This is a genomic window from Thalassospira sp. NFXS8, assembly GCF_040148805.1.
Lineage (GTDB): Bacteria > Pseudomonadota > Alphaproteobacteria > Rhodospirillales > Thalassospiraceae > Thalassospira.
Window position 1 is genome coordinate 696668 of sequence record NZ_JAGEMF010000001.1, and the last position, 16626, is coordinate 713293.

Sequence of the window (16626 nt, forward strand, 5' to 3'; positions counted from 1 at the left end):
TGCCGTGCGAAGCAAAGACTACGTTCACGCCCCTAGGCCAACGGACGTAATTGGTTCAGATCAGCAGGGCTTGGAACCTGGCAGATTATTTTGCCCGAACCTCAACAACCATTTCGTCCCGGGCTGCAAAGACAGGAGGCCATTCACCTTGCGCCTGTTTTTCAATAGCTGCCATCATTGTATCATCGTGGTCTGGGTCATGGTGAAACAAAGCAAGCCGGGCAACCCCCGCCGCACGGCACAGGCGGATCCCCTCGCGCCAGGTTGAATGCCCCCAACCGATCCGTTTTTCAAATTCGGCGTCGGTATAGGTTGAATCATAAATTACCAGATCAGCGTCCCGAATAAATTCAAGCACTGTGTGGTCAATCTGCCCAATCTGATGTTCGGTATCGGTCACATAGCACACCGATACCCCGTCATATTCCACCCGATAGGCTGTCGCCCCGTTTGGATGGCGCAGGGGTGCTGTGCGTACGGCAATATCATCTGTTGGGTGCAGCGTCGTACCGGTTGCAAAATCGCAAAAAGACAACCCTGATCGCATTGCCGATAACGGTACAGGAAAAGTGGGGTTCGCCATTTGCGATGAAAATACTTTTTCGACCCCGCCCTGCCCGGTCAGATGACCGGCAAAAATTTCAAAACTATTGCCCGGGTCATAGGCGGGAACAAAAAACGGAAACCCGTTGATATGGTCCCAATGGGTATGCGTGAGAAAAATAGACGCATTTGATACCCCCCGGCGTACCAGATCGCGCCCAAGATTGCGAATGCCTGTTCCCGCATCAAAAATCAGAACCTTGCCACCGACCCGCATTTCAACACAACTGGTGTTGCCGCCATAAACAACATGTTCTGGCGACGGGCAGGCGATGCTGCCACGCACGCCCCAGAATTTGACCGTTATGGCCATATTGCGCGTTTCCCGTTCTTTTTGGCAGTCAGACCATGACTAAACTGCATTTGTAAACCTCGGCCTGGCATGGTGGCCTGTTCCGGGTATCTTTACGTTCTTTATTCTGCACTGGCCCAATCAACAATTGCGCCGGGTTTTATATCTGGTCATGCGCTTGCGCGTCCGCCATTAATTGCAATTTCAACCAGACCAAAAGCATTTTCGTACCAGAAAATGTCGCCCCGGCGAACATCGGAAAATGTCCGGGCCTGTTTAAGCGATAAATCACCGATTTTTAATGTCGCCCCGGCGTGATTTACGGTGGATGCCCGCAGACCCGTCATCGCGTTACCATAACCATCACAATAAATGACCTGCGAAAGATCATCCGGCCAGCGACAGGCATCGGCAAACCGGTCGTCCATGGTAATTTCATGGCGGGAAAATGCCTTGCCCGCCGCAATCATGCCTGCAACCGGCCCGAAAACATCCCGCCCGTGAAAGCTGGCGGACATGCGTTCAGGTTGCCAATCGATTTGCCAAAGCCGCGTCTGACGGGCCCTGCGCAGCAAAATTTCAAATAACCCATTATCCGGGCCAACAAACCATACCCCGTCACACTGGCAAACCAAACCACGCCGGTCACTGCCAACACCGGGGTCGACAACACACAACCCGACATCCCCGGGCATAAATTCACCCTGGCATGCCGCCAGCAAATAGGCTGCTTTTTGCGGGTCGCGATCCGGGGCATCGACCATCAGGTCAACCACCACGTCGCCCTGCCCGGCATAACGCAACGCCGCGGCGCGCATCGCCCCGCTATAAGGCCCGGTTGTATGAAAATCACTAAACACCAGAATCATGATTTTATCCTGTTATCATCACAGTTTGATCCTGGTTGACACAACCGCATATGACAAACATCACAACAAAGGCAAAGTTTATGGCACCGGAAAATCGACGGGCTGTCAGGCCCGCCGAAAGCATTATTTTACGTCGCAATACTGACCACGACGTTTTAAATCGGCACAAACTTTCGTGGCCCTGGCCGGGTCCATACCATCGGCCAGCAGGCGATAAAATGTACCTTTACCCGGCACCGATACCTTGCGAATTTCATGGTCCAGGCCACCAAGTTCATTGGCAAACCGGCTTCCCAAAATCAGCCAGCCCCGTTCGGCCTGGGTTTGATTACGATAGGATGCCAAATGAATTTCCGCCCCGCCCGATGATTTTACCGGCGCGCTGGCAACCTTGTTAACTGCGCGACTGGGGGCATCGGCACCGGTTGCCACCCGGCGCACCGGCTGGCCTTCCTGCGACACCATGCTGGCATTGGCCGGTTCAATAATCGATGCTTCAATCGCATTGCGTTCTTTTGTGAACTCGGTCGGTGTGATCAGCTTTTCTTTTTGCAAATCTTCAATGCGCGAAATTTTGCGCGCCGCATCCATCAAGCCCTGCGGGGCCGGGGCGGGTGTCGCGCGTTCGCGCGGTTCGGCCGGCAAAACCCCGTCAAGAATCGCGGTGCGTTCATTCACATGGTCCTGCACCGTAACAGCGCCCATTTGCAACGACTTATTAAGCTGCTCAAGTCGGCTTTGAATTTCGCGCCCGTCTGGCGGTTCACGGTCAAGATAAGCTGCGGGGGCCGGGGCTGTCATTGGCAATAGCGCGCCCAGATTAGCAGCTCGCCTGGCTGAAAACTCCTCGGGGGTGATGAGCCCGGCTGTTTGCAAGTTACGCAAAATTGAAAACCGCTTGGCGACATTTGCATTTGCCATCGCCGCATTTGCCGGCATCGATGGTTCGGCCCCGGCATCGAACGGAGCTTCCATCATCGGCATTCCATTAACCGGCGACGCCGCCACACTGTTGGCATCTGCGCTGACGCCAACCACACCTGGCAAGCCCTGTTCAAGCCGGTTCAGGTTATATTGGGCCGCGTCGCGCAGCGGATGCAACTGTGTGTTATTTGGCCCGGCCATCACAATGGTGCCGGGCGGATTGGATGCAATAACAGCGCTGTAATCCTGGCGGGCCTTATCGGGGCGGCCGGTATTCTGATAAACGATTCCGCGCCATAACAGCGCATATCCGTTTAACGGGTTGCGCGTAATAGCCGCATCAAGAAACTTTTCTGCCGCCGGATAATTCCCTGACACCACTTCGGACAAACCAAGGGCTGTATCGTCCTTGCCGGCAAATGATGTCGCCTGATTCCAGAAGTCGCGATCACCGATCGGGGCACATGCCGCCCCAACCGAAACCAGCCCTGCCAATATCAGGACACGCAGCCCACGACGACCAAAAGTCACGGTTTTATCTGTTACCGCGTTCATTACGCCAACCCCATATACCCAGATGCGAAACAAGGGACCACTTCCCCGTAGCCCTGTCAAGTTTGTGACACTGCGAATATTCATGTCCCATTCACAACAGTTTGGCTGATCGCCTTGCAATAATTCGTTAAAATCTCTTGGTTAATCCGTTGACTATGCGCTATGGCTTGCATTTGCCAGAAAAATGAAAACATACGCAAAAGTACAGATCTTAATCTCCCCTTCAGGGAGGTGTGCTTAAATTCACAAGCAAAGATACTAAAGTGCGTACCGTTTACTCAGGGGAATGTGCTTGATTGAGCCGCAACAATATGGGCAACAGGCATTGCAGGAACACCTGCTGCTTGATTATGTGCAACGCTTGGAAACCCGCAAGTTCGGGCATCGGGCGGTGCATATCCATTTGTCGCGCCTAAAACCGTTCCATCGACGCGATTATCATATCCGGGTTGCCACCAACACCTTTGAAAGTTACGTCAAACTTTTTGTCGGTCGCATTTTTGTGCTGAGCAATAATGACCTTTTGTTCATCTGGAAAGACAAGACCATTAGCGATGTTGAGCCGGGCGTTGAAACGCTAAGGTATCTTTTTCGCGACGACCCGGTGGCCCAGGACGAAAGCGAGGAAACCGGCTTTTGTACCTGGTATAACCTGAATACCGAGTTTCAGGAATTTTTGCTGCTTTGCCGCTATATGAGCGAAAGCGCGCAAAAACAGCAACGCCGGGATATGGCGGGCGAACAGAAATTCCAGTTGCAACCGATCAACGCCGACAATCTGGCACAGCTGGAAGAAACCATTCATACGGCTGATCTGTCTGCGCATATTCGCCAGCAACCGGTTTGTGTGCTGTCAAAAAACAATGGCGGCGAACTTCACCCCGTATTTGACGAATTTTTTGTCTCGATCGCCGAATTGCGTGACGCCGTCATGCCCAATATTGATCTGGCATCGAACAAGTGGCTGTTTCAGCACATGACCGAAGTGCTGGACAAACGCATGCTGAATTATTTGTGCAAGCGCACCTTCAAGACCCATGCATCATCCTTTTCAATCAACCTGAACCTTGCCACGTTAACATCGCGCGAGTTTGAACGGTTTGACGAAATCGTCCGCAAAGGGTGGCCCGGCAATGTAATTTTGGAATTCAACCAGGTTGATCTGTTTTCAAACCTGGAAACCTATTTGCGCCTGCGCGACGAATTTCATGAACGGGGCTACCGCATTCTGATCGACAATTTAACGGTTGAATCATTATCGTTTGTAGACCGTACCAGCCTGAAGGCGGATTTTATCAAAATCGCCTGGCGCGAAGAAATGACCGATAACGTCATTCGCAAAAAATACAGCGAAATGGATACGCTGGTTCAACAGTCTGGCCGGGAGCGCGTTATTTTATGCCGGTGCGACACGCCAACCGCCATTCGGTTTGGTCAGTCACTGGGCATTACGCTATTTCAGGGACGTTATGTTGACAATATGATTGCCCGTACCCGCCGGGCGAAAAATGCCAGCAAGGCCGCAAAAGCAGCCAAGGCCCCTGCCCCGAAAAAATCCCCCTGACACTGCCGCAACGGCATTTTATCCTGACAAAAACTGTCAGGCAGCTTTTGTTCGCGGCCAAATCTTCTTTGCAGATTGCGAACAAAAGAAGTACAAAAAGGTATGGTTTACGCAATTTGCCCCTCCTGCCTGCATAAATGGCGGCCATCTGTTTTGGCCGTATCTGCCATTTTATGCCCGCATTGCGGGGACAAACGCAGCATTGCCCATGCCGAATTACCTGAACTCGGTATCGGGCACCTAGATTGCGATGCTTTTTATGCCTCGATTGAGAAACGCGATCGCCCGGAGCTGGCCGATCAGCCTGTCATTATTGGCGGCGGCAAACGCGGTGTGGTGTCAACCTGCTGCTATATTGCGCGTAAATTTGGTATCCGTTCGGCCATGCCGGCCTTCAAGGCACGCGAACTTTGCCCCGATGGCATTTTTTTGCCACCCGACATGGCGAAATACCAGCGTGAAGGCATGCGGATTCGCGACATGATGCGGGCCGCAACCCCGGTTATTGAACCCCTGTCCATCGACGAAGCCTTTATGGATTTATCCGACGCCTATGAACGCACCGGCAAAAGCCCTGCGGAAAATCTCATTGCACTGCAAAAGCAGATTTTGCAAGAAGTCGGCATTACGGTATCCATCGGGCTATCCTATAACAAGTTTCTGGCAAAGATTGCATCTGACCTGAACAAACCGTTCGGCTTTTCGCTGATTGGCCAGGCGGAGGCCGTTGAATTTCTGTCTGACAAGCCGGTACGGATGATGTGGGGTGTTGGCCCGGCAATGGAGCGCAAACTGCATCAGGACGGCATTAAAACGATCGGGCAGCTACATGAAATCGATATCCACCGCCTTCAGGGGCGATATGGCAGTATCGGCAAGCGATTTTACCATTTTTCACGCGGACAGGATAACCGGCAGGTCGAAACCACGTCGGAACGTAAAAGCCTGTCATCGGAAACGACTTTTGGCGAAGACATTGCCGACAGCACCGCGCTGGGCGATGTTTTAACCCGGCTAACCGGGCGGGTAGCGCGGGACCTGGAACGCAAACGCATTGCCGGGCATACCGTTGTCCTGAAATTAAAGACAGCAGATTTCAAATCACGAACCCGCAACATGCGCCTTGCCTATCCAACCTTGCGCGAAGATGTCATTTTGCAAAGCGCGATGACCTTGTTACATCGTGAAATTGATGGCACCCGGTTTCGATTGCTGGGCGTGGGCGTGACCGACCTGTTTGATGCAGAAGATGCCGACCCGGATGACCTGTTTGCGATATCACCGGCAGCCGCCGCTGCACTGCCCGCCATAACAGACCCAACGGGCACCACGTTGCCCACCCCGCCTAAAACAGCCCCGTGCACCCTGACGGCAGGCGCAGCCGTCGCTGCACCACCACCTGCATCGCCCGCCATGGACGCGAAAAATGGCAGAACCGATAACGATAAACACGACAACACGTTGCCTCAGCCACATCCGCATACAGAACACCTGACACCGGCATTCGCGCACAGAGTGCCGTTCGCAGATAACCATGTTGCGATGACTGCGTCTGCGTCCTCGCATCCATCTTCAACATCATCAAACGCCACACAAACCGGCACGCCCCCTCAAAACAGTTTGTTGCCGCGCCCCACCGCCGAGCAATTGCGTGAAAGCCTGACGCGCCCCTATCGCAAGCACCTGAAACAGCCCCGTCAGCATAAATTCGTTTTTTAAAACGCCCCCCTTATCATCGTTGTAACGGCGCGGCTGCACGTGCCCGCAGGCGCACAGCCCGCCCCGGCACGCACTGTCAAATGCAGCCCGTGCAGATACCGGGGGCAAAGTATACAAGGCTTGGATAATTTCGGGCAGACTATGAACAATTCCAACCCATACGGCAATTGGGCAGCCGGCTTTGTTTTGCCCGGTTAAGGTACCGTTGCCAAAAGCAAGTAACATCGAAAAAATTCGCGTTTTAATAGAAATCAGAACGACACGAACCAAATGTGGTCTTTTACCCGCACCCTCCCTTTTGAACAGGTAAGGATAGGGATTTTTCGTTCCCTGACACGCTAGGCCAACCTATGCCGGGCTGTTCAAGCCTTATATCGCTGCGGCGGGCCGTAAAATGAAAATGGCACAAAATGAAAACAGGGAATATTGATTGCCGACCACGACGAAAATATATCGGGATCATGCCAACAAACCGAATCCTGATGTCAGAGGCGCCGTGCAAAATATTGAAATTATGCTGAAAAATAAAAAATCACCCAACCCGCTCGGGAAAGGTGATTGTGGGCATTTCCCAAAAAGGAAATGGCGTCCCCTAGGGGATTCGAACCCCTGTTGCCGCCGTGAAAGGGCAGTGTCCTAGGCCTCTAGACGAAGGGGACGCAGATCGCAAAGCGATTTTATGTTATGCTTACTGGTGGCGTCCCCTAGGGGATTCGAACCCCTGTTGCCGCCGTGAAAGGGCAGTGTCCTAGGCCTCTAGACGAAGGGGACACGGTCACCAATAAAGCATTTTCTTCGTTAACGGGTGGCGTCCCCTAGGGGATTCGAACCCCTGTTGCCGCCGTGAAAGGGCAGTGTCCTAGGCCTCTAGACGAAGGGGACGCGGTGCGTTAACGAGGCCGGTTTGTAGCGAGTGGACCGGGTAAGGTCAAGCGGGTTTTTTGCCCTTATGACGTTTTTTTTAATCCCTTCGCCATTTCAGCCATTTTTCTGGGCTTTCCGAGGTCGCCCGCCCAGCCAAAACGCCATTCCGGCAACACCAAGCCCGACCCCCAGAAAGCCAAACATCCATTGATAACCGATAATTGCCTGATCAGATGGATATTGGCCAATGATGACCCCTGCGAGCCCTTGCAAAACAAACAGCCCGCCAAAGGTCGCCAGATTAACTGTGGTCAGGGCCCGCCCGATCAGATGTTGTGGCACTGCCGCACGGCTGGCTGCATAATTCAGCGTTGCGCAGCTTCCTAAAAAACCATGTGCCATCATCAGAAAGGCCGCCAGCCACACGTGGGCCACACCAAAAGTTGCCTGCAACAGCAACAGAATGGTCGAGATAAAAACCGAAAACAGAATTAAGGGCCGTGCGCGCCCGCCCATCAAACGTGCCACATGCCCATAGCAAGGCGGCCCGGCGATCATGCCAATGGTCATCGCCAGCAAAATATTGCCAACCTGCACCGGAGCCAGATGAAACACATCATGCAAATATGGCCCGCCCCACAGGCCCCGCACCGTCAATATTGTCGGATAGGCAAAAAAACCAACCGCAACCAGCAACCACATCTGGCGGTTTTTCCAAACCTCCAGAATACCCTGCAGAACTTCACGCATGGTTTCACCCCGGCGGGGCTGTTTGCGTTGCATGTGCGGGGGTTCATCGCGGACCATAACAAATGTCAGGATCACAGCCAGCACACTTAACCCAGCCAGCCAGTAATATACGCCCCGCCAGCCCTGATATTCGATCAGGGCGGCAAGGGGCGTTGCCGAGGCCAGCACACCAAGCAGGCTGAGTGCGACGATAATGCCCGAGGTCGCCGCAAATTTTTCCGGCGCAACCCAGCGCGAAGCACAAACCAGCGTCGCCATAAAAGCAGCCGCACAGCCCATGCCGATAATCCCCTGCCCGATCATAAGGCCGGTCACGCTATGCGCCCTGGCAAAGACGATCACCCCCATCACGGTAATGATCATCATGACCCCATTGGTCTTGCGCGGGCCGAAACGATCCAGCATGACGCCAACGGGAATTTGCATCAGCGCAAAGGCAAAATGAAAACTGCCTGAAATAAGCCCAAGTTGCTCCGGGGTTACGCCCAGTTCCCCCCGAAGCGAGTCCGCAAGTAGCGCCTGCGCCGAGCGGTAAAACTGGCTAAGCGAAAAAGACAGCAAAAGCGGGACCAGAACCAGGACAAACGCAAGTTTGCTGTGGTTCGGGTGCTCCCGCTTTGTTGTCATATCTGTCTGGTTTTGTTCTGTCATCCTATCGGAATAGGACGATCAGGCCGCGCTCGCAAGCCTGTCTGCTACGTAACCGGGTGTATTGCCGTGATACGTTTTGTTTTGCAGGTAGGTCAGGAACTTCTCACGAAAACCTTCGCGAACCGAATGGATCACACTGTCGCGCGCCACCAGCGCGTTCGCCCAGGCCCGGATTTTGGGATAGGACGGCAGATAATCCTCGCCCAGCACATCTTCGACAATCAGCAACCGGGTAAACAGCGGCGCCCATGCGGTATCAACCAGGGAAAAATGATCACCGTTGAAAAATGTTCCACCAACCTGATCTTCCACCATACGAAACCCCTTGATCAGAGCATCACGATGGGCGTCGTAATCTTCACGGGTTTCGGCCATCATCATGCGAAAGGAATGCATCAGCTGATTGCCGCCAACTTCAACCCAGGCCCGATTTTGCGCCTTTTTAAGTGGATCGGCGGGATGCAGCGAGGGCGGGTTAACTTCGTCAAGGTATTCGTTAATGACGGCACTTTCAAAAAGGACTTCGCCCTTTTCACGCAGGACTGGCACCTTGCCCAATGGCGAAATTTCCAAAAACCAGTCTGGCTTGTTCGCAAGGTCAATATAGGTCAGGTCAAATTCAACGTTCTTTTCCAAAAGAGTAATGACAGAACGCTGAACAAAGGGACACAAATCAAAGCTGATTAATTCCGGTTTTGTGCTATCAGGCATAAAATATTCCCATGCAAATTATAAAAGGCCGACCAACGGCCAAGGATAACCCGGAAATAGGAAAATATTTTCTGTTTGCTACCCTTTGTCAAAAAATGACCCCGCAAAACAAAACAACACTGCAAAGTTAACAGCATCAACTTTTAGCGCAAAACGACGGCCGCAACACTAGTTCAAAAGGGAAAAACTGGTTTTGTGCGAAGACGGACGGTCAATATTAACGCCATAGCGCCGTTGAATTTCATCATAGACACCGTTGCGGTGCAATTCGTTAAGAGCCTGTCGCCATGGCACAATAACGGTATCGGGTGTGGACAGGGAAAAAGCCAGATACAGATCATATTCCCCCACCTCAAGTGCAGGTTCGACCAGATCAGTTGAAACACCAAGTTCGCGGCTTTGGCTTGCCATCACCAAATCAGCGGTTTCCCAAAGGGCTATACGCCCGCTTAGTAACATTTGCAGGCCATGATTTGGCGCATAAAGCGGCATCAGGTTGTCAAACCCAAGGGTTCGCAAAGCACGTTCCGATGCGCCGCCCGCCTGCACACCAATGGCAGATACCTTGCGTGCGTCCACAAGGGATCGCACTTTTACCGGGTTATCCGCCACCTGATAAAAGGCCGTCCTGGCATGGGTGATCGGGCCAACCCACTTAAATTCGCGTTCCCGTTCGGGGATACGCACCATGGAGAAAGCAGCGCTATAGGGTTCATTTTCCAAAACCGAAAGAACCCGCTTCCACGGCAGCATTTCAAATTCGCCGTTATGCCCTACCAGTTTTGCCATAGCAGCAACGATATCGGCACCAACACCGGCAATCCCGTTTTTAACGCGATAGTTAAACGGCGGCAGGTTTTCAGTATATAAATGGACAGATCTGGCGGCGCCAATATACCCCTGGTCTGGCAATTTTTCGGACAGGGACCCCGCAAATGCCATTCCGGGAATGGCAAGCAGTAACGCCAGTGCTGTCATTATGGGGGCAATCTGCCTGCACCATCCTAACCTATTGTCAGACATCAATTAAATACCGACACGCAGACACATCATTATCCCAAAAATGACACATGGCTGGTATCTTTTCAGCGCGCCGCTAAATACACGTTTTCAGGAAATTCAACCTGAAAAACACGACAAGCCATAAAAATACCTTGATCGCACAAGGACTTGTTGATTGCCAGCACAGCCAAACATCATTTACTGTAATCGACTTGCGATATTAAAAACAAAAGGACAAATCTTACCAAATTAATTCGCCCTGCAATTGTTCTTAATTTAATTCACGGCCACCAGATAAAGAACAGAATGTCCAAATCCTGTTGTTTGTCAGCAATGCTTTTCGGGCTTGATTTCGGTTGTTCCCACTATACTACCGTTTTACTACCCCCATCGCCCACTATACCGGCCTTTAACTCGAAAAAAAGTCAGCAATAGTTGAGCATGAAAAAGACTTATAACGAAAAAATTCGACATTCAACCAAAAAATTTCGCGGCGCATGTTTTTCGCGCCTTACGAGAACTTTACGCGACTTTTCGGCATGCCCCGCAACAAATCGGGACGGTGCAAATGGCAAAAAATAACCACGCCAAAGCGTTGCCAGTCCTTGACCCCGCCCTTGGCGAACGCATTCGGCATGTGGTTGAGATGTTTGACCGCAAAAAAGACGCAGCAGAAGTTGCCGGTGTCATTCCCGAACAACTTAATCGCTGGTGCCATGCGCAATCCGAACCCCGTTTTGTTGGCATTGCCCGGCTTGCCTCGGCGCAATCTGTTCGGCTGGAATGGATTGTAACAGGGCATGGCCCGGTTCATACCGACCCGGTGATGGAAACCACAGGCAGCCCGCAACATACCCGAGCCCGACGCGGCGCGCATCAGCATGTCAGCAACCTGGATCAAAGCAACGTTCATCACATGGGGGTGTCTGAAATTGTTGGCGCAAACATGGCCAATGGCGACGCCAATAACAGCGCCGAAGAAAAATCGTTGCCATCAGCAAAAGCGACCGCGATCAATAAAGATCAGGCAAACACGGCGAAAAGCCTTTCTCCTAATCGCCCCTATGACGACCTCGGCCTGCTTTCTGCGATTGTAACCGGATTTCTGACTGCCGAAGGCATTGATGATGCGCCGCGCATTACCCAGGATATTCTGGCAGCCTACAAGGAAATCACAACCCTGCTAGGGGATGAATTAAGCCAGGCAGATACCGGTATGATGATTGCGCAAATTGTTTCTGCCATTATCCGGCGTCATTCAATTTCCAATCGCAAAACCCCAACCGACACCCCCTGACATCAGCCCCGGGCAGGACAAAACTGCCGCAGTCCGGCACTGCTCATTACTTTGTCCAGCCCCCCCGCAAATTTTTATTATTTGTGATGTCGCAAACACCGCTATTCATCGCGCGCAAGAATAAACAGCGGCAAATGCAACCCTGCACCCCAACGGGCAAAACAATTAATCAAGTGCGGCGGGCAAGGCAACATCATCAATCATAAGCTGCACGCCTTCGCGTCCCTGCCAGTTATCACGGCGTAAATGCCCCAATATATGCAAGGGGCGCCCCCCGTGACGCAACAATGTTTGCCCCATATCATTATCCAGACACCGAAAGGCAATGGCTTTAAGGCGCCCCTTGCCATTACTGCCGGTTAAAATACATCGCACATGGTCAGCACCCACGACATCGGCCTTGATCACCCGGCATTCGGTAAAAACAAACCGCGGCTCTGCATTTCCGGCACCAAATGGCCCCATTTTTTCAAGTGCATCGATCAAATCCACCGAGGCCCCCATGGCGTGCAAGGCACCATCGACCGTCATGGTCGGGCGGATGTTGTTTTCAACAATCAGACGGGCAAAACGTTGTTCCAGAAAATCTTCAAATTCCGCATGATGGGCCGGATCAAGGGTAAAACCAGCCGCCATACCATGCCCCCCGCCATTGATCAGCAACCCCGCCTGACGGGCGGCGATAATAGCCGCACCAAGGTCAATGCCCCGCACAGATCGTGCCGATCCCTTATAAATTCCGTCCACCTGACCCATCACCAGTGCCGGCACATGGTAACGGTCCTTCAGGCGGCTGGCGACAATACCGATAACACCGGGGTGCCAGTCCTCGCCACCAACCAACACCATGGCACCGATCCGGTCCTTTTCTTCAACCTTGCGGATCGCCTGATCCAGCACGTAATCCTCGATCGATTTACGTTCGCGGTTATATTCATCCAACCGCACAGCAATCTTTCGGGCAGCTTCGGCGTCATCACCCGACAATAATGTGGTACCCAGCCCGGCTTCGCCCACACGACCGCCCGCATTCACCCGGGGCCCCAAAACAAACCCCAAATGATAGGCACTGAGGACTTCATTAACGCCACCAACGTCAGCGAGGGCTGAAATACCGCAATTACCACGATGGCGCATGATTTTAAGGCCCTGGGTAACAAAGGCGCGATTAAGGCCACGCAACGGCACCACATCACACACCGTTCCCAGCGCCACCAGGTCCAGCCATGTGCGCAAGTCTGGCGGGTGAATCCCCTTATCCTTAAAATATCCGCTTTCGCGCAAACTGCGACACAGGGCAACCGACACCAAAAAGGCGACCCCGGCGGCGCACAAATCGCCCATGCCACTATCATCATCAAGGCGATTGGGGTTTACAACGGCCAATGCCCGGGGCAGTTCGGGCTCGGCCGCGTGATGGTCAACCACAATTACATCCAGCCCGGCCTCGGCAGCGGTTTCCAGTGGCGCATAGGCAGTCACGCCACAATCCACCGTTAAAACCAGATCTGCACCACGGCGTTTCAGCTCAAGCAATGCAGGTGCATTCGGGCCATAGCCTTCGGTCAGGCGATCAGGGATGTGAACCACCACATCAAGCCCGATGGCACGAAACACACACACCAGCAAGGCCGTGCTGGTGGCACCATCAACATCATAATCCCCGAACAGGGCAATTTTCTCGCCATTAACCACCGCATCGACAATACGCGACACAGCCTTATCCATATCGCGCAGACTTGATGGATCAGGCATCAGATCACGTAATGTCGGTGTCAGAAATGTTTCCGCATCGTCAAGGCCAATACCGCGTGCGGCCATAACCCTGCCTACAATTTCGGGCACACCGAAACGCTGCGACAGGGTAACGGCCATACGGTCATCGCCCGGGCGTTGGCGCCACCATTTCCCGGTGACCGAATGTTCGATCCCCAAAAAAGTTGTTTCAAGAGATTGCTGTGTCATACCGCCATTGGATAGCGCAAACACGCATATCCTCAAACCCCGAAATCAGCATCACATCGTAAAAACTGCTTGCCAGTACGGGGCATCACGCAACTGGGCAGTATCAGTACAATACCGCCAGCACGAAGACTGGTTCCTTGATCCGGGTAACAAAGGAAATGCCAATGCCTACATCAAATAAGGAAAAACAGCAAAGCCCCGCACAGTACAATAGACCCGAGAAACAAAAACACAAAGACACCGATACACGACAATGCCCCTTTATGCTCTATCCATGCCCTGGATTATCGCCCCTCAAAGGCCAGTTCGCAACCACACCAGGTTACCCATCACACAAACCAGACATCAAGTATTTTCAAATTTTCATCTTACTTATATAAAAGCAGGATAAATATATAAACATTGCTACATTTCAAAAATCCGGAAAATTGCGTGATTTTGCAGAATATTTGAAATATTTATTTGAAAAACACATCAATAAATCCTTATAGAAACATATACTCTCCTGATTAAGCGTATAGTATCAACGATACTTTTGGCTTATATTATTCTGAAATCATCTTTTTTATTGACATTATTTCCAATTTTTGCCGCATCAAACACAGATGTTACTTGAGATCATCTTCATGTTATGAGAAATTCAAACCAATATCAAAAGGTGGTTCAAAACCACCGACGGTAAAATACCGTCAAAATCAACACGGGATCACGAGGCCTGTAAAATGAAGAAGTCCGCACGTCGCGGTCTTACCGCGATTTGTATTCTGGGAGGGATATTCTCCCTGCCCTTTGTTATGTTTTCACCCATGATGTTTGATGCCCCCGGGTCAGAAAACAATATCTATTTACACTTGCTGTTTGGCAGTGTGTTGCTGTTTCCATTGATGTCATTCTGCGGGGCATTTTTCCCGTGGGCGTTGCGACGGTGGGAATGGTCGGCATGGTTTTTTCTGTTCCCATTTTTCGGCACAGGATTTGTCGTGTTTTCGGCAACTCTTTTGCAAGTCAAATGCAGTGGCAATTTCGCCTGTATAACCTGACACTCAAAGCATCAAAAAAAGGCCCGCCACCATGGACGGGCCTTTCATCTATCTGATCGACAAAAGAAAAATTACGCCGCTGCGCGCAATGACTTCATATCGATAACAAAGCGATACTTCACATCGGATTTCTGCATCCGGTCATAGGCCTGATTAATGGTGTCGATGTTAATCATTTCAACATCAGACGTAATGCCATGCTCCGCACAGAAATCGAGCATTTCCTGGGTTTCGGCAATACCACCAATCAACGACCCGGCAATGCGTTTGCGACCCAAGATCAGACCCGCACCGTGAAAACCTTCCAAAGGCTCGACAGCACCAACAATAACCATCGTCGCATCCCGTTTAAGCAAACCGATATAGGGATTAAGGTCATGTTTGACCGGAATGGTATTAAGCAAAAAATCAAAGCTGCCAGTATGGGCCGCCATGGCATCGGCATCCTTTGATACCAGCACTTCATGCGCACCAAGGCGTTTGGCATCTTCGCCCTTGGCGGCTGATGTCGTGATCATGACGACATGGGCACCCAGGGCCGCGGCAAATTTAACGCCCATATGCCCCAAACCGCCAAGCCCGACAACACCGACCTTGTCGCCCTTTTTGACCTTCCAGTGACGTAGCGGTGACCAAGTGGTGATACCGGCACATAACAACGGCGCAACAGCCTTGGTATCGAGTTTATTCGATACACGCAGAACGAATTTTTCGTTTACCACCACTTTGCCGGAATAACCGCCAAAGGTGTGCCCGCCCAGTACTTTATCCTCGCCGTTATAGGTACCGACCATGCCGTTTTCGCAATATTGCTCCAGCCCTTCGTCGCAAGACGGGCAGGACTGGCAACTATCGACCATGCAGCCAACACCCACCAGGTCGCCGGGTTTAAACCCTTTGACATGGGCACCCACATCCGTCACCCGGCCAATAATTTCATGGCCCGGCACCACCGGATACATCGCCACACCCCAATCATTCCGGGCCATGTGCAAATCCGAATGGCAAACACCGCAATAATCAATCTCGATAGCAACGTCATGGGCGCCGGTCTGTCGACGTTCAATTGTCAGAGGTTCGATATCCGAGGTTGCCGATTTGGCACCATAAGCTGAAACTTGCATCTTCTCTCTCCGTGTATAGAGTGATCAGTCAGTCAATATATCGATAAAAATTATGCCTTTATGCCATTCCAAAAAACATCAAAGCTGCAATGGATATGCTTGCTGGCGTCAACACTGTCGAGTTTGAAACGCTGCAAAAAAGCAACCGCCACAGATAACTGTGCTGTAGATAACTCGCAGATATAGTCCACCGGCAAATCAACCAGCTGGTGCTGCTCAACGCCTTTGCGTAATTTGGCGACTTTAAGTTCAAATATTGCATCGGCACGTTCCAGTGTCGCAGCACTTAAAACCATGGCTGCTTTTAGCAATATTGAAACTTCATGATGCAAGGGATTGGCAAGTGCCCATTGAATATAGCCTCGCCAAATACCAAACATCACTTCTTTTACCGACATATCCTGACCCAGACTGGGCAGCACATTCCGGGCAATATCTTCCTTGATCGACAGATAAACACTGTCGATCAACTGTTGTTTTGTCGGAAAATAATTAAACAGCGTTCCGTTTGACACGCCCGCTTCCGAGGCAATTCGTGCTGTGGAAACCGACACGCCATCCCGGGCAAAAAGATTAATTGCCGTATCAATCAGATGTGTCTGCTTGTCTTTCATATCGGCAAACTATCAAAAAATGACTGATCAGTCAATCACACAGCGAAAACCTTTCTTCGTGCTCGCCCTGCCCTGAACTGAC

At 51.7% G+C, this 16626-nt stretch carries 12 protein-coding genes and 3 tRNA genes; 3 read left to right on the plus strand and 12 right to left on the minus strand.

Going from position 1 to position 16626, the window contains the following annotated elements; genetic code table 11:
- Positions 1-85: 85 nt before the first annotated feature.
- The 3 genes from J4E05_RS03160 to J4E05_RS03170 form a co-directional block, all read right to left on the minus strand.
- Complete coding sequence (locus J4E05_RS03160; RefSeq protein WP_349592342.1) at positions 86-916, minus strand: MBL fold metallo-hydrolase; 831 nt, start codon at positions 914-916, stop codon at positions 86-88.
- A gap of 149 nt (positions 917-1065) precedes the next feature.
- Positions 1066-1764, minus strand: a complete 699-nt coding sequence (locus J4E05_RS03165) for an SAM hydrolase/SAM-dependent halogenase family protein (protein ID WP_349592344.1) — start codon at positions 1762-1764, stop codon at positions 1066-1068.
- A 123-nt stretch (positions 1765-1887) separates the two neighbouring features.
- Positions 1888-3243: a tetratricopeptide repeat protein gene (locus tag J4E05_RS03170; protein ID WP_349592346.1), complete on the minus strand. Its 1356-nt coding sequence runs from the start codon at positions 3241-3243 to the stop codon at positions 1888-1890.
- Positions 3244-3535: 292 nt separating this feature from the next.
- On the opposite strand from J4E05_RS03170, the gene J4E05_RS03175 reads away from it, so the two are divergent.
- Together J4E05_RS03175 and J4E05_RS03180 are read left to right on the plus strand one after the other, a co-directional pair.
- The gene (locus tag J4E05_RS03175; protein WP_085593369.1) at positions 3536-4807 is read left to right on the plus strand and encodes an EAL domain-containing protein; all 1272 of its coding nucleotides are present in this window, start codon (positions 3536-3538) and stop codon (positions 4805-4807) included.
- A gap of 102 nt (positions 4808-4909) precedes the next feature.
- Complete coding sequence (locus J4E05_RS03180) at positions 4910-6526, plus strand: DNA polymerase IV (protein WP_349592348.1); 1617 nt, start codon at positions 4910-4912, stop codon at positions 6524-6526.
- A gap of 583 nt (positions 6527-7109) precedes the next feature.
- Here the strand turns inward: J4E05_RS03180 and J4E05_RS03185 are convergent.
- The 6 genes from J4E05_RS03185 to J4E05_RS03210 all read right to left on the minus strand — a co-directional run bounded on the left by J4E05_RS03185 (position 7110) and on the right by J4E05_RS03210 (position 10480).
- Positions 7110-7185, minus strand: a tRNA-Glu gene (locus tag J4E05_RS03185).
- 36 nt (positions 7186-7221) lie between these two features.
- Positions 7222-7297 (minus strand) — tRNA-Glu (locus tag J4E05_RS03190).
- A 35-nt stretch (positions 7298-7332) separates the two neighbouring features.
- Positions 7333-7408, minus strand: a tRNA-Glu gene (locus tag J4E05_RS03195).
- A 96-nt stretch (positions 7409-7504) separates the two neighbouring features.
- On the minus strand, positions 7505-8767 hold the full coding sequence (locus tag J4E05_RS03200) for an MFS transporter (protein ID WP_246833009.1): 1263 nt from the start codon (positions 8765-8767) through the stop codon (positions 7505-7507).
- A gap of 42 nt (positions 8768-8809) precedes the next feature.
- Positions 8810-9502 (minus strand): glutathione S-transferase family protein, encoded by a 693-nt coding sequence (locus J4E05_RS03205; RefSeq protein WP_349592351.1) that lies wholly within the window; start codon positions 9500-9502, stop codon positions 8810-8812.
- Positions 9503-9670: 168 nt separating this feature from the next.
- Positions 9671-10480 (minus strand): substrate-binding periplasmic protein, encoded by an 810-nt coding sequence (locus J4E05_RS03210; protein ID WP_349592353.1) that lies wholly within the window; start codon positions 10478-10480, stop codon positions 9671-9673.
- Positions 10481-11072: 592 nt separating this feature from the next.
- Here J4E05_RS03210 and J4E05_RS03215 point away from each other — a divergent pair.
- Positions 11073-11801: a hypothetical protein gene (locus J4E05_RS03215; protein ID WP_349592355.1), complete on the plus strand. Its 729-nt coding sequence runs from the start codon at positions 11073-11075 to the stop codon at positions 11799-11801.
- 165 nt (positions 11802-11966) lie between these two features.
- Here J4E05_RS03215 and recJ read toward each other — a convergent pair whose 3' ends face one another.
- The 3 genes from recJ to J4E05_RS03230 form a co-directional block, all read right to left on the minus strand.
- Positions 11967-13766, minus strand: coding sequence for a single-stranded-DNA-specific exonuclease RecJ (gene recJ, locus J4E05_RS03220; RefSeq protein ID WP_349594634.1), 1800 nt, complete (start codon positions 13764-13766; stop codon positions 11967-11969).
- Positions 13767-14877: 1111 nt separating this feature from the next.
- Positions 14878-15930 (minus strand): NAD(P)-dependent alcohol dehydrogenase, encoded by a 1053-nt coding sequence (locus J4E05_RS03225; protein ID WP_085593267.1) that lies wholly within the window; start codon positions 15928-15930, stop codon positions 14878-14880.
- Between the two features lie 50 nt (positions 15931-15980).
- Entirely contained in the window at positions 15981-16544 is a 564-nt protein-coding gene (locus J4E05_RS03230) for a TetR/AcrR family transcriptional regulator (RefSeq protein ID WP_349592357.1), read from the minus strand.
- Positions 16545-16626 lie beyond the last annotated feature (82 nt).